Raw genomic sequence first — 19,486 nt, forward strand, 5'->3', positions numbered from 1 at the left:
TGCTCTCCTTGCAAAGGGCCGAAAGTGTAACCCATCTATCCGGAATGAACTGTCACCCATCTCTCGGGAAGGGCACCTAAGCCGCTGATTTTCCTGAAGCGTTATTTTCCAAGGGTTTGACCCACCTCGACTGTCACACACGCTGTGATACAGTCGAGGAATGGACGACATGCGCAAGATACCAAACACAATCATCCGAAATGGCATCTACTATGTTCACGTCCGCGTACCGAAAGACCTCATAGAGAGTTAGCCGCCCTGCTTGGGGCAAGAGTTGTCGAAGGTGACGATGGCCCAGCGGTTCTGGCGCAAGGCCAACTTGCGCATCCATCCGGTCCTCTCCCCGAACTTGGCGCGGCACCAGGCGCCGTCGGTCGCCGTCATGCACAGTTCGGTCGTGACGCAGGTTTGCGACGGAACCACGCCGACCACCTCGGCGTCGTCGCGCGCCTCGGCGCGGACGTTCAGGTTAACCAGGACCTGGACGCTGGCGCCTTCCGGCGCGGGAGGCGCGGCCTGTGCCGCATCCGCGCACTTGCCGGTGAAGCCCGAATAGAAGCAGCCCCCGGCCCGCTTGGCAGTCTTGAGCATGGCCGCCGTTCCGGCAACACCGACCTTCTCGAAGATCAGCGGAGCGCCCGATACGCTGGTGCCGCTGATCCGCCGCTGGTTGCCGCCAAGACGGGCGATCACCGCTCCGGCCGCATCGAACAGGGCCATCTGACCCTCGCTCACGCCCCAGGAACTGACCAGAGCGGCATCGCCGCGGCAGCCCAGCCCCTTAATGGCGAAGCGGCCGTTCGCATCGGCTGTCGACCCCAGCGCCATGTGGCAAGTTGAGGGAAGGTTGGAATAGCGCGCATCAACGAGCTGCCAGGTGCCGCTGAATGCCTGAACGAACTGGTCCACGGACTGCGCCCGTACCACCGTGGCCGGGAACGACATGCCCGCCACGGCCAGAACGACGGTCAAAAATCTCGCAACCTTCATGATGCCCTCTCCGCTGCGCGAAAGTCGAAAATTAGGGAGCTAGCGACTTCCTCAGGGCTCGCCCGCCGAAACCTCGGCCTGGCCGACGACCCTGCCGTCCTGCCGGAGAACAACCCTGATGGAGATGTGGTCGCCCTTGGCGAGAGACAGCGCAGTCCTGGCTATGTCCTGGGATTGGCCGGCGGAGAGCCTCAGTGTGCGGTTCTGGCGCGTGGTCATCGTGCCCGAGCCGCCCGTCCGGTCGATCTCAACCGAGCCCTCGATCTCCACAACGCCAAGGCCGACGGCCGATGCAGTGATCTGGACCCCGGCGCCCGTGGGCACGATGGCGATGGAGGGGACCGCGACGGCGCCTCCGTGCTGCGCCACCGCGCCGCCTGCACCGCAGGCGGCGGCAAGACCCACGACGAGTGCAGCCGCGCCGCGCATCGCTAGAAACCGGTCTGGGTGATCGAAACTGTTCCCGGCGCCGTCGAGAACACCTGCATGCCCGTCACGCCTACCGGGCTAAGATTGTTGCCGTTCTGCGTGATGGTCACGGCGGTGTTGGCCGCCACGGACGTGGAGAAGGTGTTGCCGTTGCCGTTCTGAACTATCTCGCCGCTGCCACCAGAACCCACGGTGAGTGAGTTGGCATTGCCGCTGCCGTTCTGCACGATCAGACCGGTTGCGCCACCGCCTACGGTCAGCGATGCATCGTTGCCATCGCCGAGCTGCAGGACGGCGCCAAGGGAATCGGCTCCAAATGCGCTCAACTGAGCCGAATTGCCCAACGTCCCGCCAGCCGAATTGTCCTGGAGAAGAAACAACTGACCACCATCGCCTTCGATGGTCAGCGTTGCGGTGTTGCCCTGGCCTGTCTGAAGCGCGGACGGCGCAGTCGCCTGGTCCATCCGGTACAGGTCGCCGACAGCAAGCGTGCCGCCGAGCGCGTTATCGATCATCTGCTGCGTCGGGCCGGCGACAAGCGAACCGGTGGCGCGCGACTGGTCTGACGACAGGACGTTTCCCTCGAGCGCGCCAGGAGGGCTGGTCTGGATGATCTTCAGGACGTTATTGTCGCCAGCAAAGGCCGGAGAGGAACATAAGACGAGAGCGCTCGCCAGAACAGCCGTAGATTTGCGCATGATGCGAACAAGCTCCCTGTGTTGCGTCACCAGGATGTCTGCGAGACGCTGACCGTATTGCCGTTTCCGGACTGTGAAAATCCCACGACGTTATTTCTTCCGGATTGGGTGACGGCTGCCTGATTTGCCATGCCCGAGATCGAGGCTGTAAGCCGGTCGCCGCTGCCCTCCTGCGCGAAAGCGAAGAGATTGTAGCTGCCGGTTACGCTGGCGATGATGTGGTCGTCGAATCCGCTCTGTGTGATCGAACCGGGCGTGAGGCCAGCCGAGAGGATCGCTCCGATGAAGGACGGGCCAAGCGGGCCGCCGTTGAAATCGCTCTCGATGTTGACGTCGATCACGTTCGCCGCGCCGAGACCGTGGTGGGCCTGAAGAACGGACACCGCATTGAGGCTGCCGCTCACGCCGAGCATGAGCGAATTGGACAACCCGTGCTGGGCCAGGATAACCAGTTCGTTGCCGGCCTGGGCAGGCGCCGACGCCAAGACGACGCCCGCAACAAAGACAGAATGCAGATTCATTGTTACAGTCCCCTCGTAATGTGGGGAGATCATCGCAAGTGCTGCCTAATATTCGGGCCTCGGGATCGATCAAAGTTGAAGCAACGTCGCTTTCTCCGGTCCGACCGAAGACAAGGTCATTGCTGGAGCACGACGGCGCTCTGCCAGAACCAGCCTGAGGCGCCACGCCACCGAACTGGTTGCTGTCGCCGTGCACCGACGCCAGGAGGGTAAGCGCCGCGCCGCCCTTTGCGTTGGAGAACGGATTGAGAGGGTCCATGAGCATCGTCAACGCACCGGCGCTATCGAGGCCACATAGTCACGTTGCCGGGCCGCCTTCGGAGTCGCGGCAGGGTTTGGCGCCGTCGCCGCGCCGGCGACCGCAGGCGAAGCCTCGGGAACGGCCACGCCCGGCTCAAGCGAGCCGACGGTTTCGTCCGGCGCTGCGGGAGGCGGAGCCACGGGGACGGGCGCGCCCGGCGGCGGAGCCGCCAGGGCCGGAGTCGTGCGTCGCGGCGCAGCCGCCGCGCGCGGCCATGCGGCTGTCGTCTCGACGACGTCCGCGGCGTTGCGTGTCTTGGGCGGCGGCACGATTTCAGCGGCCGCGGTCAGCTTGGTGCCATACTTCTCGTTGCGGTAGTCGGCTATCAGCTCGCGTCCTGCATCCCGGTCCTCGAACGACCAGACACCGAGTTCGGCGCCCTCGATGATCATACCCATCACCGCCTTCTCGATGGCCTGCTGCACGGCGATCTGCTTGGGCTCGTTCTGGGTGACGCCCGCCTCAGCCTCGAGGATCTTGTCCAGGGCGACATAGCGGAATGCACCGCCCTGCAGCGCGTAGGAGGCGATCATCTTGTGAACCGCCACGCTGGACAGCACCTCTCCCGTGTTCGTCGAAACGGCCCGCAATGTGACGGTCACAGTGTCCTGCTGCCACTTCACATCGCCGCCGATGCCCAGGTAGCGCGCGCCGATGCCGCCCGTCATGGTGTTGGTGTCGTAACCGGTGATTCCGCCCTGGAGGATGATGCCCGCGTGATCGAGCGGCGGCAGGACCCGCGCGTCGATACGCTGCTCGTTGCGGTAGAGCCGCCGCATCTCGGTGACGATCTGCCGTTCCTTGAGCAGGTCGTCAAGGCGGGCACGGTCGAGCACGGTGAACCAGCGCTTCTCGCCAGCATCCTGCAAGGCCTTGATCAGCATGGGCGCACCGCCCTGGGTGACAGCCCGCGACAGGGTCTGGACGTTCTCGCGTTCCTTGTACTGGCCGGTGAGATCGGGGAAATCGTAGACGGCGACGGTAATTCGCTTCGAGGGGGCCGGGATGGTGCGCAGGCTGTGGCTCTGCTTCGTCACAGGCGTATAAACAGGCTGCAGAACGCCTTCGGTCGGCACCGCCTGGCATCCGCCAAGCACTGACACGAGTGCGCCTACGACGGCGACCCTTGCGATCTTTGTCCCAAAGCGCCGGCTTTTCGGCATGTCGCCCTCCCGTGAGGCCGCTGCCCGCACTCGCACTGATCCATCCCGCATCGAAATCAATTGAGCCCCGGGCTGAGCGACGTGCTCGACGTCAGGTCGCCGCTCAGGGCGCCGGTGTTCAATCCGCCGGACAGAGCGTTGCCCGACTCCAGGCCACCAGCGCCCTGCATGAGGGAATTCACGGTGTTGTTTGTCGCGACCAGCAGGGGCACCACGATCTCGGTGACGCCGGTCGGGTCAGTGATGATCAGCCGGATCGAATCGACGGTCCGCTCGAAGGTGACGGTCGTCTCACCGAAACGGACCGTACCCGAGTCCTGGGGATTGTCACCGAAGATCGCCTCGGTAACCTGACTCGCGAGCCCCGAAAGCAGGCGGCTCTGGAGCTGGCGGATGAAGAGGTCCGCGTCGGTGGAGCCCGGATCGCTCGGATCCGTCGAATCCGTGCCCGGGCCTGGCGTACGGGCCGTGGCCGTACGCTGGGCGTTGGCGAGGCCGAGCAGGTGAGACGAATTCAGCGGGCTGCCGCCGAAGGAGGGGTTGACCGGAGTGTAAACCATATCCTGAGCGACCGAACCGCCCGCGGCAGCCAGAACAACGCCAGCGGTCAGAAGCGCCGCACAAGCAGTCTTCATCATCTCATCTCCCCCAACACCTTGCGAATGAAAACCGCCATAACGGCGTTTCTTGCAAACACTTCCAGGCACCGTTTCCGCCACCCTGCCGCTTTTCCCCAACGTACATGACAGGATCGCTATTGCGCCTGCGCCCGGCCTCACTGCGCTTTTACGGGACGTGCTGGCGGGGCGGCCTGGCAACCCTACTGCGAGACGCCGATGCTGTTTGAGCTGCCGATCTGGCTGAACGATGCATAGTTGCTGTTCCCCGCCTGGACGATCGCGACCTCGTTGCCGGTTCCCATGACCGACCCGTCGATCGTGTTGCCGCCGCCGATCTGGGCGAAGGCGAACTCGTTCAGATTGCCGACGACGTCATAGGTCAGGCTGTTGCCCGACAGCGCCGAGGACGAGTCCTGAAGCGCCCTGCCCGCCACGAGTTGACCGCCAGACGTGCTGACCAGCAATCCCGCGGCGCCGGTCAGGCTGCCACTGCCGTTCGAGTCCCCCTGGAAGGTCATGCTGACCGTATTGAAGCTGCCGTTCTGGTCGATCGCTACATCGTTCTGGTCGCCGAAGATGTCGACAGAGCCGGTATTCACGTCTCCTGTCTGACTCAGCGTGACCTCGTTGGCATTGCCGTTCGCCAGCGCCACCGCGTCGTTGAAGGTGCCGTCCTGATCGACGTCGAACTGGTTGCCGTCGCCGTAGATCTCGATGAGCGCGCTGTTGATGGCGCCGTCCTGGGCGAGCGTTGCGCCGTTGAGGTTTCCGGTGACGACCATCCCGCCCGTATTGCTGCCCTCCTGGTCGACCGCCACGTCGTTCTGGTCGCCCTGGATGTCGACTGTCGCTTCGTTGGAGCCGGCCGCGCCGAGTTGATCGACGACAAGGTTGTTGCTGTTTCCATCGACGCGGATCCCGGCTTCATTACCGAAGGAGGAGATGGCTTCCTGGTCGAGCGAAACGACGTTGAGGTTTCCGGTGACGAACACCTCGCCCGTATTGCTGCCGTCCTGGTCCACCGCCACGGCGTTCTCGTCGCCGAGAATGTCGACGGTCCCGTAGTTGCTGCCGATCACGCCCAGCTGGTCGAGCGAAATCGTGTTGGCGTTCCCGTCGACGTCGATCTCGCCGACATTGCCGAACGAAGCGAGGCTGTCCTGGTTCAGGACCACCGCATTGTCGTCGCTGCTGCCGGCGGTCCGGGATCCGATCAGGACCTCGCCGAGATTGGCGATTCCGATCTGGCTCAGTGTAAGTTCGTTGGAGTTGCCGTTCGCAAACGCCAGCGCCTCGTTTGCCTCGCCAATCTGGGCAATGCCGAACTGGTTGCTGTCTCCGCGGATCTCGAGTTCGGCGCTGTTGACGTCGCCTTCCTGCGATACCGCGACCTGATTGGCATTTCCGTCCACAGTGCCGACGATCCGGTTACCCAGCCCGTCCTGGACGAAGCCGAACAGGTTGCCGTCGCCGGTCGCGACATAGCTCAGGTCGTTGCCTTCCCCGGTCTGGCGAATGCGCGACTGGGAGATCCCCACGCCCAGCGCCACCCCGGTGAAGACGCCGGACGTCACCCCGTTGCCGGCACCCGAGAAGGTCAGCCTCGCGGTGTTGTCCAGGGTGCCGGTGTTGGTCTGGCTCAGCTCGCGAATCTGGTTGCCATTGCCGCCGCCCTGGGTCACCGACGCGACGTTCGTGCCGCCGCTCGAGGCGCTGTTGATCTGCGTCGCCGTGTAGACGAGCTGGGAATTGCCAGTCTGGTTGACGGTCAGCTGGTTGCCGAAGCCGGTCTGGTGCGCGCCACTGCCGTCATTGCGCGGGCCGCTGCTGGTGTTGCCCACGCGCGAAGACTGGCCGGTCTGGGTGATGGTGACGTCGTTGGAACCGTCCGCGGCGCCGCCGGTGAAGGTCTGCCGCAAGTTGGAGACGCGTGCCGACCAGCCGCCGTTCTGGGTGATCGTTGCGTTGTTGGAAGAGGTCGTCGCAGACGTGCCGCCATTCTGCTGCACCTCGAAGACGGCCTGGTTGGCACCCGTCTGATCGATTCGCAGATAGTTGGAGTTTCCGATCTGGTCGATGCCAAGACCCGCCTGGTCGCCCGGCGCTCCTGCCCGGTTGATCTGGTTGCGCGGCGGGCTGTTCACGTTCGAGTCATGCGTCTGGTTGATGATCAGCTCGTTGTCGGTGCCGTCCTGCCGGATTCGCTGCGTCGTATGTCCGGCTCTGTTGCCGACGGCTGAACCGTTCGACTGGCCCTGGACGATGGAGGCCGAGTTACCGTCGCCGATCTGGTCGATATAGGCCTCGTTCTCGCCTGCGAGTGCCGCCCCCATGAGAAGTCCGACCGCCGTGGTGGTCGCAAGTGTCAGCTTGAATGTCATCGTGTAACCCCTGTCACGCGGTTGAATGTTGCTCGAAGACGTCGGCCGGGCGGCTTCCCGCCCGGCCGATAGTGCTTACTGCGAGACTGAGAGGCTGTTCGAGCCGCCACCGTTCTGGGTGAACGACGTCACGTTGTTCGACCCGTTCTGCAACACGGCAACCTGGTTTCCATCGGATGCGCCGGCGTTGCCGACGAGGCCGGTGATGGAGTTGCCGCCACCGATCTGAGCAAAGGCGAACTGGTTCAGATTGCCGATGACCTCATAGGTCAGGCTGTTCCCCGTCAGGGCCGAGGACGAGTCCTGAAGAGCCCTGCCCGCCATGAGGAGGCCGCCAGAGCTGCCGGCCAGAGCTCCCGCAGCGCCAGTCAAGCCGTTCGCGCCGTTCGTGTCACCCTGGAAGGTGATGAGGGCCGTGTTGAAGCTGCCAACCTGGCTGATCAGCGCTTCGTTGCCATTGCCGGTCGCCAGGCCCAGCGCATCGTTCAACGTGCCGGACTGGACCACCGCCAGCTCGTTGCTGTCTCCGAGGATCTCGATCTGCCCGTTGTTGGAGTCGCCGGTCTGGTCGAGCGATGCGGTGTTGAGGTTTCCGACCACCGACACCAAGCCCTCGTTCCTGCCGACCTGGTCGACCGCGACGTGGTTCGTGTCGCCGAAGACGTCGGCGAGCACGTTGTTGCCGTAATCGAGACTGGTCACGCCGAGCTGGTCGACGGAAATCGTGTTGGTGTTTCCATCGACGAGAATCTCGGCTTGATTGCCGAACGAGGCGCCGCTGTCCTGGTTCAGAGCCACGACATTGTCGTCGCTGCCGCCGTTCCGGTCGCCGACCAGGATCTGGCCGATATTGGTGCCTCCCGTCTGGCTCATCGTGACGTCGTTGGCGTTGCCGGTCGCCCGCGCCGTCGCCTCGTTGTAATCGCCGGACTGGTCAACGTCGAACTCGTTGTCGTCCCCGATGATCTCGAGCAGCGCGCTGTTGACGGCGCCGTCCTGGTCCAGCGTTGCGTCGTTGGCGTTTCCGACGACGTACACGTCGCTCTGATTGCTGCCGTTCTGGTCGACAGCCAGGTCGTTGTCGTCGCCCTGGACGTCGACGGCCGCCTCATTGTAGCCGATCGCGCCGAGCTGATCGACCGACACCGTATTGCCGTTTCCGTCGACCAGGATCTCGGCTTCATTGCCGAACGAGGAGCCGGTGTCCTGGTTCAGAACCACCAGGTTCTCGTTGCTGGCGCCATCCCGGTCTCCGATCGCGATCCGACCGATATTCGCGTCGCCCGTCTGGCCCACCGCGAACTCGTTGGCGTTGCCGGTCGCCCGAGCCACCGCGTCGTTCCCCGAGCCGGACTGGTCGATGCCGAACTGGTTGCCGTCACCGAGGATGTCGAGCAGCAGGCTGTTGCCGTTGCCTTCCTGCTTGATCAAGCCTTGCGTCACCGAGGACGAGGTGCTGACAAAGGTGCCGAAGCCGGTCGTGCCGTTCGAGTTGCCGACCTGCGACGCTTCCGCGGTGTTGCCATCGCCGACCTGCGACCCGTCGATCGCGTTGCCGTCGCCGTCCTGGCTCATGGCCGTCGCATTGCCCTGGCCGTTCTGGAGCGAGGCGCCGATGCGGTTGCCTGCCCCGGTCTGGCTCAGGTTGGCGTCGTTGCCGCCGCCGGTCTGCGTCACCCCGCCGCTGACGGAGTCAGCGTTGCCGGTGCCGATGATGTTGCCGCCGGCGCCTTCGCTGGTCTGGGTGATCGCCACAGTGTTGGCAGCACCCGAGACATGCGTCTGTGCGATGCCGGTGACGGTGGAGAGCCCATCCACAGGCTCGCCCGAAGCGGTCTGCTGGGTGACGGTCGCGCTGTTGAGCCTCCCCGAGCCGCTTGCGCTGCTCTGGTTGATCTGGTTGACGCGGTTGCCGTCGGAAAGCTGGTCGATGACCAGCACATTGCCGTCGCCTGTCTGGTCGAGGCCGGTGCCGCGGGTACCCACCTGGTTGCGGTTGCCGGCCTGCCCGACATCGAGGTTGTTACCCGAGCCGTTCTGGCTGGCCGCGTCCGTCGCGGTGCCGACTTCGTTCTCGTCGCCGGGACCCTGGACCACCATGCCAGTGTTGCCGCTGCCCGTCTGCGAGACGTTAGCGAAGTTGTCGTCGGCCCAGGCCGGCGCAGACACCAGCGCCATCGCCGTCGCGGCCAGAAGTGTCGAAGCGAAACGTTTGGATGAGAGTAGTGCCGTCTTCTTCATTTTGATTATCCCCAACTAGAGTGAGAGATGTCGATGCCGGTCGCGCCCGGATGCCGGAAGCCGGATTGGAGCGCGGGGGCATCGTCAATTTGTTGAACCTTGGCGTCTGCGACGTGTCGTAAGCCGCGCACACTGCTTGCGGCTTCAAACTGACTCGGACGCACGATGCTTCTGCAAATGGACGCCGGAGCAGGCGAACCTGGCTCCGGCGCCATAAGACCTCTATGGCTTGGCAACTGCCGCCATAGCGGCGCGCGCCTGCTCGACCAGATCGACGCCGATCTTTTCGCTGTACTCTTTCACGACAGGCGCAACGCGTTCGGTCATGGCTGCGAGCGCTTCAGGCGTGGGTTGGGAAATCTCGAAGCCCTTCGCCGCGAGCTCCGCCTCCAATTTCCCTGCCTCCTTGCGAGAAAGATCCCGTTGGAAGGCTGCCGATTCCTTCGCAGCTTCCATGACGGCTGCCTTGTCCTCCTCGGAGAGGCTTCCAAACCATTTCTGGCTCGCGAGAAGAACAAACGGCGTATAGACATGGCCCGTCTTGGTCAGATACTTCTGCACCTCATAGAACCTTGCGGTGTAGATAAGAGCGTACGGCGTCTCCTGGGCATCGACGGCGCCATTTTCGAGCGCGCTGTACAGCTCAGGCCAAGGAAGCGGCGTCGGATTGGTTCCCAAAGCCGTCCAGGTCGCAATGAACAACGGGTTGGGTATGACGCGGATGTTGATCCCTGCCATATCGTCCACCGTTTTGACGGGACGAACCTTGTTGGTCATGTGGCGGAAGCCGTTGTCCCACCACGCCAGACCGACGATGCCGGTCTTTTCCTTCAGCTGTGCAAACAGCTGCTCGCCGACCGCGCCGTCCATGACGGCATCGACCGCGGCGAAGTCCTTGTAGAAAAACGGAAGATCGTAGATCATGAATTGCGGAACGACGCCGACCAGGTTGGGCGTGGGGCCAACCATGATATCGATGAAGCCGGCCTGAACCGACGCCTGCATCTCGGGCTCGCTGCCGAGCACGCCATTTCCGAACGTGTCGATCTTGATGCGCCCGCCCGTCTTCTCTTCCACCAGCTTCGCAAAATAGCGCGAAGCCTGTCCGACCGGATGGTCTTCCGTAGGCACGTAGCCCAGGCGCGGGTTCTGAGCCATGGCCGGAGCGGCGGCCAAGAGCCCTCCCAGCAGCGCCGCAGTCAGAAACAATACTTTCTTCATAGTTCAACCTCCCAAGAATTGGTTCAAAGGAACCAGAATGCAGGAACTGCAACCACTAAGGAACAGGACCGGCGGTACGAGAATGGCCTATTCGGCCAAGACTAACGATATGGCGTCCCTGGCTGCTGAAGCGGACGGTACGCCGCTTCTGCTACGGCGCCGACGAGCCTCCGACGGGCGGTGTGATCAATTCTACGGCCACGATGAACGCGCCCCCGCGAATACACCCCGGCCGATGCTCCCCCGCGCCAAAGTCAGGTCAGACCAACGGCCCGCCCTCACGATGAGGACGGGCCACCGGCAACATCAATCAAGCCATCCCTTGCCCGAGATCGGGGGCATCGGTGGGTTGGGCTGGCTGGCAGTCGGCGGCCAGTTATGCGTACCGGTCGGGAAGGGATTGATGGCAATCCGCGTGTCACTCCCCGGACAATAGTTCGCCGCCGAGTGCCACCGGCCGGCCGGGACATAGACAATATCGCCGGCCTCCGAGACGAAGCCCGGCAGGCCTTCGAGGTTGTATTGGATCTGACCTTCCATGATGAACCAGAATTCACCATAGTTGATGTGCCTGTGTCCGAGCGCCGTGGGGGACTGCATATTGCAGTTGAACGCCTGGCCGCGGATGGCGTTAACGAACAAGCCAGGGGCGGTTACGAACGCGCCGCCCGAGGGCGAAGCAAGGAAATCCCTGAAAGTAGAATTGCCCGTCCCAAGGGCTTCTGCACCCGGATCCTGTCGCGTCAACGCCCAGGTCATCCCCGGCTGCGGCTTAGGCAAGGTTGCCGCCGCCTGCGGGTAAGTGATCTTGGCGTCCGCGGTGAAGACCTCGAAGTGCAAGGACGGCACCGCGCCGACGTTCTTCATCTGGAACTGCGTACGCGCGGGAACCTGGACCATAAAGCCTTTGGTGGCCGTAAACGGCGCCTCGCTCCCGATCGTGAACTCGACCGAACCTTCCCAGACAATGAAGGCCGCGCGGGTATCCGATATGAACATGGCCGGCGACTGATCACCGACCGCCAACTGAACCCATGAAGCCCGCAGGTGCGCGTCGCTGACGATCTCCTGGTGCCAAGTCTTGGACTGATTGGCGGGAGAAATCTTGGCGCGCACGTCGGCTATCGTCGTGTGTGGCTTGTTCGGGGCCTTGTATGGTGCCAGCGCCACCGGCTTTGGCGTCCAGGTGAACACCGTCTGTGCGAGCGCCGCGGTGGACGATACCGCCCCGATCGCCAGCGCGGCCACCACGGCCAATCCGCCTTTCCATAGGTTCATGAGAGTCACTCCTCCGTTTTCTGCTTGACCGATGGTGACACCGCGAATCTGACCGAAACCCCAAGCATCGACCGATCAGAAAAATCCACAATGTGGACGCGATGTCCAACAATGCATATTGGGCAGACTATTAATGGGTTGTCAACGCCTCACCGCGGCGCTTCAGGGCCTGTCGATCGGATGCTTGCCTGTTGGGTTAACGTGCATGGATCATAACGTCCGCTGACAGTGCAGGAGGCCTCGGCGGCTGATCGGAGGCTGTCTAGGGTACGGGTGTGATCGCCGCTCCACTCTGGAACCAGGCGATCACGTTCTGGGCCACGAGGTCCGCCATTGCGGTGCGCGTACTGACCGACGCGGACCCGATATGCGGCAGGATCGTCAGGTTATCGAGCGCCAGCAGGTCTTCGGAGACATTGGGTTCATCCGCGAGCACGTCGAGGCCGGCCGCCGCAATGGCTCCTGTGCGCAGGGCGCCGATCAGTGCATCCTCGTCCACGACGGTTCCGCGGCCTACATTGATGAACACGCCCTCGGGCCCGAGGGCGGACAGCACCTCGGCATTCACGCTGTTTGCGGTCGACGGGTCGCCCGGCACGATGGAGATGAGCACATCGACGGCACTGGCAAGTTCCAGCAGTGAAGGAAAGTAATCATACGCGACCCCCTCCGCCGGGCGCCGGCTGTGATAGGCAACAGGAAGCCCAAACGCTTCAACTCGTCGGGCGATGCAGCGACCGATCCGCCCCATTCCGTAGATGCCGACCCTGCGGTTCCGCAGTGTCAGACGGCTAAGCGGGTAGTCCGATGCTTTCCAGTGGCCCCCGCGAACGAAGGCTGCCGCCCTGGGTATCTCACGCACGACGCTGATAAGGAGCCCCAACGTGAGATCGGCGACCTCCTCGTTCAGGACATCAGGGGTGTTCGTGACGACGATATTCTTGCTTCGTGCGTAGGCAGCATCCACCGCGTCGTAGCCAACGCCGTAGCTGGCGATGATCTCAAGGTTGGGAAGGGCGTCTATGAACTGCCGATCGATTCTGGCGCGACAGGCCACGCCACGAATTGACGCCCGCACCTCCGGGGACAAACGGGCGTGAATGTCACAGTCAGGGGTTTCGACCAGGCTGAAATGCGTTCCGAGCATGCAGCGGGCATGCTCGTGCATCCAGCCTGGTATCAACACGGTGGCGGCGGGTTTCGACAAAGGCTTTCCTTCCGGTTCGGGGTGTCACTGCCGGCACGAATGGCCGCAGGTGAATCAGGGTTTTCGCACGGGAGGCCTTTGGATTGCGCAATGCGCCGATAGTGAGCCGCGGACTTGATTTTGGCTTCGAGTTCGCGGCGGCTGGCCAGTTTCTCCAGCGCAATCGGCATGTCAGCGGTTCCTGTACCACGTCCTCCAAGGTCGCCATCGATGTGACCATAATGTGGTCAACCTGCCCAAAACCTTGATAGGGGCCCTCGACCTCTTTGTCAAGGCGGCGGGAACGCCGCAACCAAAAGGGGGAGCTTGACAAGTGTGCAGTTCCACCCAATGCTTGGGCATATTGTCCATATTATGGACGAAGCGATTCCAAAAAGGTCGCGCGTTCGCATTCACCGGCTGCACGAATGTGCCGAATGCCAGGCGGTGGCTGCAGCGATGCATGTGCGGAATGTCAAGGAGAGTGGCAGCGTGAACAACATAAACTACCTTACAAATATCAATTTCGGGCTTGGAGCGGCCGAGTCACTGGCAGAAATTTTGGGCGAACTCGGCGTGTCCCGCCCTTTGGTGATCAGCGATCACGGCATCAAATCCGCTGGTTTGCTTGAGCGTCCGGTATTCGAGTTCCTGAGAACAGCGCCGATCTTCCTGGACGTTCCCTCCAACCCGACTGAGAGCGCAGTTGCTGCCGGTCTCGCGCTATACAGGCAAGGCGGCTGCGATGGGGTAGTGGCGATTGGCGGAGGCTCTCCGATCGACCTGGCCAAGGGCGTGGCGCTGCTTGCCACGCACGATGGTGAACTTGAGCGTTATGCAGCGATCCTGGGCGGGGTGGCACGCATCACTGGCGCGGTAGCGCCGCTTGTGGCCATCCCGACAACGGCGGGTACGGGGTCCGAAGTTGGACGCGCGGCACTGATTACACTGGATGACGGCCGGAAGCTCGGATTTATCAGCCCGCACCTCATCCCGCGCAGGGCGATCTGTGACCCGGGGTTGACGATGGAGCTCCCCCCGGCTCTGACGGCCTCGACAGGGCTCGACGCACTGTCGCATTGTATCGAGACGTATCTTTCCCCCCGCTATAATCCGCCTGCCGAGGCAATTGCCACCGACGGCTTCCAACGGATATGGAAGGCTTTGCCTGTCGCCTACGCAGACGGCGCGAACGCGGAGGCGCGGACCGAACTCATGATGGGTGCCCTCGAAGGGGGCATGACGTTTCAGAAGGGGCTTGGCGCCGTCCATGCGCTTAGCCATGCATTGGGCGGTCTCAAGGAGGCTAAGCTCCATCATGGGACGCTCAACGCCATCCTGATGCCGATCGTCCTTCGGTGGAACGTGGAAGTTCAAGCCGTGGCTCAGAAGGTCGACTACCTCGAGCGCCTGGCGGGACTTGAACATACAACGCTCGCAGATGCACTGGACGGGTTGAACCGTAGTCTTGGCATTACGCCCAGATTGTCCGAACTGGGGGTTCCCCGGCACGTCATCGATTGGGTGTGTGAGCGAGCCATTGCAGACCACAGCCATCCCACAAATCCACGTTCGCTGACCAAGGAAGACTACGCCGCGATCCTTGAGACCGTTTTCTAGGCTGCGAATGCCCTCAAAGGAGGAGCGAGGAGGTAATTCCGTGAGACCGATTGTGATCGTAACGGGCGCAAGCCACGGCATCGGTGCCGCAACGGCGCGGCTGTTCGCCGTTGAAGGCTACGATGTTTGCATAAACTATCTTTCGGACGCTGCCGCTGCATCCGAAGTCGTTGAGCACTGCAAGGCCGCAGGCGCCCGCGCCATCGCGGTACAGGGAGACGTGGGCAAGAGGGAGGACATCGAGGCCCTGTTCAGTGCCTGCGACGATGCACTGGGGCGAGTGACCTGCCTGGTCAATAATGCCGGGATCATTGGGAAAGCCTGCAGAATCGATGAGTTGCAGCCCGCGGTGCTGGAAAACACCTTCAGGACCAACGTCTTCGCCGTCATGTACTGTATACAGGAAGCCGCGAAACGCATGTCCAACCGCAAGGGCGGCAGAGGCGGGACGATTATCAACATGTCTTCGCTCGCCGCCTTCCTCGGCAGCCCGAACGAATATGTGCATTATGCCGCAAGCAAGGGTGCAGTGGAATCCATCTCCATCGGCGCGGGGAAAGAACTGGCGCCGGAGGGCATCCGTGTGAATGCCATACGTGTCGGGACCACCAACACGCGGATACACACACAAGGCGGAAACCCCGAGCGACCAGCCAGGATTGCGGCGGCAACCCCCATGGGGCGCATCGCGGAGCCTGAAGACATCGCGCGCGCGGCCCTGATGCTTGCGTCTCCTGGCGCGGGGTTCATGACAGGCACCCTGATCACGGTGTCCGGGGGGCTCTGATGCTCCGCGGTCGGGATATTCCGCTGGGAGTGCCAGGCTGGCCTGGCACTCCTGCTGAGACCAGTCGCGCCCCATCCACGGGCATTCATTCCAGCTCAATTGCCGCGCGACGCCAGTCAAGCACTCTGTAAGGTGCCTCGTCCGCGTTCGATACAAGTATCAATGCCTCGAAAGATTCGCTGTAGCCGGACCGCAGGGTCGTCCTGAGATCGACGCGCCAGCTCGGTGCCGGCTTCAGTGTGTTGAAGGTCACCCCCGCCAGCGACTGATCGAGTTGCTCGCGCGACAGACGGCCGGCGTGGAAATCCTTGATCGCCTTTCGCACCGACGGCGGCAGGCCAGGAATGTCGCCCAGCAGTCCATCATCGAGCGCTTCCAGGCGAACGCCGGCCAATCCGGAGGAGACGGTGACATAGGGTTCGATGGCGATGGCCATGTCGGGCGTTATTCCCGGGAAGGCGGCCAATTCGGAGACCGTCTGAAACAGCTTTGTGTCGTTTCCAGCCTGCTGCGGAGCGGAACCGGCCGGCTGTCCGTTCGGCGGAGTCGGCCGGGCGCGGTGGTCGATGATCTTTGTCGCCAGATCCTCCGCGGTTCCGGGAGCGGCGCCGGCGGCTCGCAACGCGCCAACGATCAGCGGCCGCTCGGCGGTGTTGAGATCGATCCGCAACGCTTCATTTCTCGCAGAGATGGAAGCGACCCCGGCCGGCAGGGTGATCGTGGACGATATCTGATCGCTCAGCGTGACTACACCGTCGGGCGGGCCGGCGCGGATCTCGGCCGCGGCCTGCGACAGCCCGGCTTCAGCCAGAATGCGCGCCGACGCCTTGTCCTCCGTGACGCGCACACTGGCCACGACCCCGGTCATCTGCACGCGAAGTATGACGGCAAGGAATCCCAGAAAAATCATGATCCACAGGACGCTGACGAGGATTGCACCCCGCCGGCTCGTTGCCGAGCTCATGCCCACTGCCGCAAGGCCCATTTCGGCCCCATGCTTCGCCACCAAAGGTGACGCCACGATCCCGTCGAAATCAAGACTTCGTTCCCCGGCTCAAGCAATGTGGTCACCATGCGGCGGGCAGCCACGCCCAGATGATGACCAGTGCCGGCGCGAGGAACGTTCCGAACGGAACGCGCGCCGCGGCACGGAGCGGGCGGCGCAAGCGAACCGCGCGGATGACGCTGAAGATGAAAGCCGCGACCGAAGCAAGTAGGATCTGGGCGCCGACGCCGGCCAGCCCGGCCAAGACGGTGGATACACCGATCAGCTTGACGTCGCCGAAGCCTATGCCGTCGCGGCCGCGCAGCCTCCCATACGTAACGTCGAACAGACACAGCAGGAGCATCAGGGCGCCCCCCGGCCCGATGCGCCAGGCCAGCGCGGCGAAATCGTTCGCCTCGAACCACCAGTCGGCGAGCGCGACGACCAAGATGCCGGCCGTGTAGCGGTCAGGAATGAGCAAAGACGCAAGATCATGGACCGCGATTGCCGCGGCCAGAAGGCATAGCGCAAGCGCCGAAGCGACGACGAATGCGGGGCTTCCCATGACAGCCGGCACGGTAGCGGCGGCGAGCGCGACTGCGACGGCGGCGGTAGACCGACGCCGCGCCCTCAGAATCTTCATTCGATCATCGTCTTGGCCGGCCGCCGAAGCGGCACGTTTCTGGATGGCTCGTTCATCAGCCGCAATTGCGACCGCATCTCCTCCGCCACATGTTGCGCATCCATGCCGTCCTTCATGACCTGAGGCCGGATCAGGATGATCAGCTCCGTCCGCGTCGCGGAGTTCTGGTTGCTCCGGAAGGCGTCGCCGATGACGGGCAGATCGCCAAGCACCGGCACACCGTCGCGGCCGCGCTGCTGGCGTTCGCTGATCAGTCCGCCGAGCATCACGGTCTGGCCGCTGGTGACCGATACGGTCGAGCTGACCTTTCGTTGCGATATGGTCGGCGTCAGGGACTGGGCCTGGCTGCGCTGGACCGAGCTGATCTCCTGTTCGATGACGAGGCTGATCGTGCCGTTCCCGGTGATCCGGGGCAGAACCTTCAGGATCACGCCGGTATCGCGGAACTCGACGTTGTTGACGACCGGCGCTTCGGGATCGGTGACGGACTGCGCGGTGCGGGTGACGATCGGTATTTCATCACCGACCTGCAGCAAGGCGGGTTTGTTGTCGAGCACCACTACCGAGGGCGAGGAAAGCACCTTGACCTCGGTAACGCCGCGCAGCGCATCGATGACAACGCGCGGCTCGGTGTCGGGGCCAAGCAGCAGGTTGAAGCCCGGAAGCGTTCGCGACAGCACGGCCTTGCTGGCTTCCTGGAACAGACCGACCGATCCGTGGTTGCCGCCCACGCCGATATCATTGGATTTCAGGAAGAACTGCACGCCATAGCGCAGCTCGTTGGTCAGGGTGACCTCGGCTATCGTCGCTTCGATAGCGACCTGCTCTTGCGGCCGGTCGAGTGCGGTGATCGCCTGTTCGATCAGCCGTTGCTGGTCGGGCCGCCCGTAGATGAGAATGGTGTTGTTTTCGGGGTTCGCGGCGATGCGCACGCCGCTTTGCGACCCACCACCGCCCGGGATAGGCTGGTCGGTTTCGCCAGCGGGGGCCGGCAGGCTATCCGCCATGCGCTGATCCGGCGTCGCAGTGGCCGCCTGCGAACCGTTTGCGCCCTGATTCTGGCCGTCAGCCTGCGAGCCGGGCGGAAACTGCGAGGCCGGGTCTTCTGAAGCCGACGATGCCGGGGCGCCGTTGAATATTTCGTTGACCATCGATGCAAGGCGCCGTGGCTCCAGGTGCTGGACCTTGTACACCCGCAAATTGGAGGCAGACGCGTCGATCCGGTCGAGCCGCTCGATCCAGCTCGCCGCGCGCTGCAACTGGTTGCGCGTCTTCGCCACCACCAGAATCGCATTGCTGCGCTCGATCGGCTCGACCCTGATCGTGTTGCGTCCGCGACCGCCCTCCCCGATGTCGAGCACGCGGGTCAGCTCGGGCATCATGGTGGCCGCGCTGGAATTGTTGACAGGGAAAATGCCGACTGACTGGTCGGCCAGCCAGTCCTGGTCGAAAGAGCGCGCTGCTTCGATCGCCGCAGTCCGCTCCGCCGCCGTCCCCTGGAAGATCAGCGCGTTGCGGCTGGGATCCTCGCGCACCATGCCGGGACGGGCGACGAAGTTTTCGAGCAGCGGCAGGATCGTGCTGGCGGAAACGTTTTTCAGGGGAAACACCGTGACGGCGTAGCCAGGCTGGATGGTGGTGCCCGGATCGAGTTGGGCGGCTCCGAACGCTTCGTTCGCAGGTATCAGCCGCAGACGGTCGCTTTCGCGCATCATGGCCACGCCGCTGCTGTGCAGCGCGGACTCGAACATGGTGAGGATTTCCGCGGCCGGCGTAGGCTTCGACGTCGTGATCGATACCTTGCCCGCGATTCTGGGGTCGAGCGAGTAGCTGATCCCCAGCACCTCGCCCAGCACCGTGCGGGCCGCGACTTTGATCTCGGCCTCCTCGAGGTTGACCTCGAACTTTTCGCCGCTCAGCCGCTCGAGCGACTTGCGCTCGCCGGCAGTCAGCTGCTGTTGGTATCCGTAGTATACTTCACCCTGCCGGTTGTTCTGCGTGCGGCCGAAGCCGAGCCTCGACAGAAAACCGCCGCCGGAAGGTTTGCGCGCACTCAAATCTGCGTTCGCGACCTTGTCCAGGGCATCCGGCCGCGCGGCAACGTCTCCAAGATAATCACCAGTGGAGGTACACGCGGCCACTACCGCCAAGAGGCAGGCCGCCGCGCCTCTGCGAACCCACACGGAACAGGCATTTGGGGCACTGCCTTGCCGACCTACGCTCACCTACACACCCAACCCAAGCCTACGCCCGGCGCCTCGGGAAAGTACCGTTCTATGACGCTTGAAAACCACAAGGCACGCTTTCTGCTTCCCGCTTGGACACCGTACACCTCGTCGACCTCGGTCAGCCCGAGGTAGGTGAAGAACTCGAACTTATGCCGCGATTCGACATGGACCTGCGCCAGCGGCTGCAACTCCTC

16 protein-coding genes are annotated in these 19,486 nt (G+C 63.3%); 2 read left to right on the forward strand and 14 right to left on the reverse strand.

What is annotated here, in order from left to right; translation table 11 throughout:
- Window positions 1-249: 249 nt before the first annotated feature.
- The 11 genes from FJ428_RS29730 to FJ428_RS29780 all read right to left on the reverse strand — a co-directional run bounded on the left by FJ428_RS29730 (window position 250) and on the right by FJ428_RS29780 (window position 13,050).
- Window positions 250-990 (reverse strand): AprI/Inh family metalloprotease inhibitor, encoded by a 741-nt coding sequence (locus tag FJ428_RS29730; RefSeq protein WP_140525780.1) that lies wholly within the window; start codon window positions 988-990, stop codon window positions 250-252.
- A gap of 51 nt (window positions 991-1,041) precedes the next feature.
- Window positions 1,042-1,359, reverse strand: coding sequence for a curli-like amyloid fiber formation chaperone CsgH (gene csgH / locus FJ428_RS29735; RefSeq protein ID WP_181167438.1), 318 nt, complete (start codon window positions 1,357-1,359; stop codon window positions 1,042-1,044).
- A gap of 62 nt (window positions 1,360-1,421) precedes the next feature.
- A complete protein-coding gene (locus tag FJ428_RS29740) occupies window positions 1,422-2,117 on the reverse strand; it encodes a hypothetical protein (protein WP_140525781.1) in 696 nt (231 codons plus the stop codon).
- Window positions 2,118-2,143: 26 nt separating this feature from the next.
- Window positions 2,144-2,638, reverse strand: a complete 495-nt coding sequence (locus tag FJ428_RS29745; protein WP_181165453.1) for a hypothetical protein — start codon at window positions 2,636-2,638, stop codon at window positions 2,144-2,146.
- Between the two features lie 267 nt (window positions 2,639-2,905).
- On the reverse strand, window positions 2,906-4,102 hold the full coding sequence (locus tag FJ428_RS29750; RefSeq protein ID WP_181165454.1) for a CsgG/HfaB family protein: 1,197 nt from the start codon (window positions 4,100-4,102) through the stop codon (window positions 2,906-2,908).
- A gap of 56 nt (window positions 4,103-4,158) precedes the next feature.
- The gene (locus FJ428_RS29755) at window positions 4,159-4,740 is read right to left on the reverse strand and encodes a curli assembly protein CsgF (protein WP_210239494.1); all 582 of its coding nucleotides are present in this window, start codon (window positions 4,738-4,740) and stop codon (window positions 4,159-4,161) included.
- Between the two features lie 182 nt (window positions 4,741-4,922).
- Complete coding sequence (locus FJ428_RS29760) at window positions 4,923-7,103, reverse strand: hypothetical protein (protein WP_140625605.1); 2,181 nt, start codon at window positions 7,101-7,103, stop codon at window positions 4,923-4,925.
- A gap of 75 nt (window positions 7,104-7,178) precedes the next feature.
- Entirely contained in the window at window positions 7,179-9,344 is a 2,166-nt protein-coding gene (locus FJ428_RS29765) for a hypothetical protein (RefSeq protein WP_140762948.1), read from the reverse strand.
- Window positions 9,345-9,566: 222 nt separating this feature from the next.
- Window positions 9,567-10,565, reverse strand: a complete 999-nt coding sequence (locus tag FJ428_RS29770; RefSeq protein WP_140525785.1) for a TRAP transporter substrate-binding protein — start codon at window positions 10,563-10,565, stop codon at window positions 9,567-9,569.
- A 306-nt stretch (window positions 10,566-10,871) separates the two neighbouring features.
- Complete coding sequence (locus tag FJ428_RS29775) at window positions 10,872-11,843, reverse strand: cupin domain-containing protein (protein ID WP_140500993.1); 972 nt, start codon at window positions 11,841-11,843, stop codon at window positions 10,872-10,874.
- A 262-nt stretch (window positions 11,844-12,105) separates the two neighbouring features.
- Complete coding sequence (locus FJ428_RS29780; protein ID WP_224519200.1) at window positions 12,106-13,050, reverse strand: 2-hydroxyacid dehydrogenase; 945 nt, start codon at window positions 13,048-13,050, stop codon at window positions 12,106-12,108.
- A 471-nt stretch (window positions 13,051-13,521) separates the two neighbouring features.
- Here FJ428_RS29780 and FJ428_RS29785 point away from each other — a divergent pair, with 471 nt between their 5' ends.
- On the forward strand, window positions 13,522-14,649 hold the full coding sequence (locus tag FJ428_RS29785) for an iron-containing alcohol dehydrogenase (protein WP_181167441.1): 1,128 nt from the start codon (window positions 13,522-13,524) through the stop codon (window positions 14,647-14,649).
- 40 nt (window positions 14,650-14,689) lie between these two features.
- Window positions 14,690-15,436, forward strand: a complete 747-nt coding sequence (locus tag FJ428_RS29790; RefSeq protein ID WP_140500991.1) for an SDR family oxidoreductase — start codon at window positions 14,690-14,692, stop codon at window positions 15,434-15,436.
- Between the two features lie 85 nt (window positions 15,437-15,521).
- On the opposite strand, the gene FJ428_RS29795 is transcribed toward FJ428_RS29790, so the two are convergent.
- The 3 genes from FJ428_RS29795 to gspD all read right to left on the reverse strand — a co-directional run bounded on the left by FJ428_RS29795 (window position 15,522) and on the right by gspD (window position 19,205).
- Window positions 15,522-16,400: a type II secretion system protein GspK gene (locus FJ428_RS29795; RefSeq protein WP_181167439.1), complete on the reverse strand. Its 879-nt coding sequence runs from the start codon at window positions 16,398-16,400 to the stop codon at window positions 15,522-15,524.
- 103 nt (window positions 16,401-16,503) lie between these two features.
- Window positions 16,504-17,064: an A24 family peptidase gene (locus tag FJ428_RS29800; protein ID WP_140880763.1), complete on the reverse strand. Its 561-nt coding sequence runs from the start codon at window positions 17,062-17,064 to the stop codon at window positions 16,504-16,506.
- Entirely contained in the window at window positions 17,061-19,205 is a 2,145-nt protein-coding gene (gene gspD / locus FJ428_RS29805; protein WP_224519202.1) for a type II secretion system secretin GspD, read from the reverse strand. Before gspD ends, FJ428_RS29800 begins: the two co-directional genes overlap by 4 nt.
- Window positions 19,206-19,486 lie beyond the last annotated feature (281 nt).

This window comes from Mesorhizobium sp. B2-8-1 (assembly GCF_006440955.1).
Classification (GTDB): domain Bacteria; phylum Pseudomonadota; class Alphaproteobacteria; order Rhizobiales; family Rhizobiaceae; genus Mesorhizobium.

Bases quoted from the DNA above. Each gene is read 5' to 3' on its own strand.
- FJ428_RS29800 (WP_140880763.1), bottom strand. From the start codon at position 17,064: ATGAAGATTCTGAGGGCGCGGCGTCGGTCTACCGCCGCCGTCGCAGTC.
- FJ428_RS29755 (WP_210239494.1), bottom strand. From the start codon at position 4,740: ATGATGAAGACTGCTTGTGCGGCGCTTCTGACCGCTGGCGTTGTTCTG.
- FJ428_RS29730 (WP_140525780.1), bottom strand. From the start codon at position 990: ATGAAGGTTGCGAGATTTTTGACCGTCGTTCTGGCCGTGGCGGGCATG.
- FJ428_RS29770 (WP_140525785.1), bottom strand. From the start codon at position 10,565: ATGAAGAAAGTATTGTTTCTGACTGCGGCGCTGCTGGGAGGGCTCTTG.
- FJ428_RS29775 (WP_140500993.1), bottom strand. From the start codon at position 11,843: ATGAACCTATGGAAAGGCGGATTGGCCGTGGTGGCCGCGCTGGCGATC.
- FJ428_RS29745 (WP_181165453.1), bottom strand. From the start codon at position 2,638: ATGAATCTGCATTCTGTCTTTGTTGCGGGCGTCGTCTTGGCGTCGGCG.
- FJ428_RS29750 (WP_181165454.1), bottom strand. From the start codon at position 4,102: ATGCCGAAAAGCCGGCGCTTTGGGACAAAGATCGCAAGGGTCGCCGTC.
- FJ428_RS29765 (WP_140762948.1), bottom strand. From the start codon at position 9,344: ATGAAGAAGACGGCACTACTCTCATCCAAACGTTTCGCTTCGACACTT.
- FJ428_RS29795 (WP_181167439.1), bottom strand. From the start codon at position 16,400: ATGAGCTCGGCAACGAGCCGGCGGGGTGCAATCCTCGTCAGCGTCCTG.
- FJ428_RS29740 (WP_140525781.1), bottom strand. From the start codon at position 2,117: ATGCGCAAATCTACGGCTGTTCTGGCGAGCGCTCTCGTCTTATGTTCC.
- FJ428_RS29760 (WP_140625605.1), bottom strand. From the start codon at position 7,103: ATGACATTCAAGCTGACACTTGCGACCACCACGGCGGTCGGACTTCTC.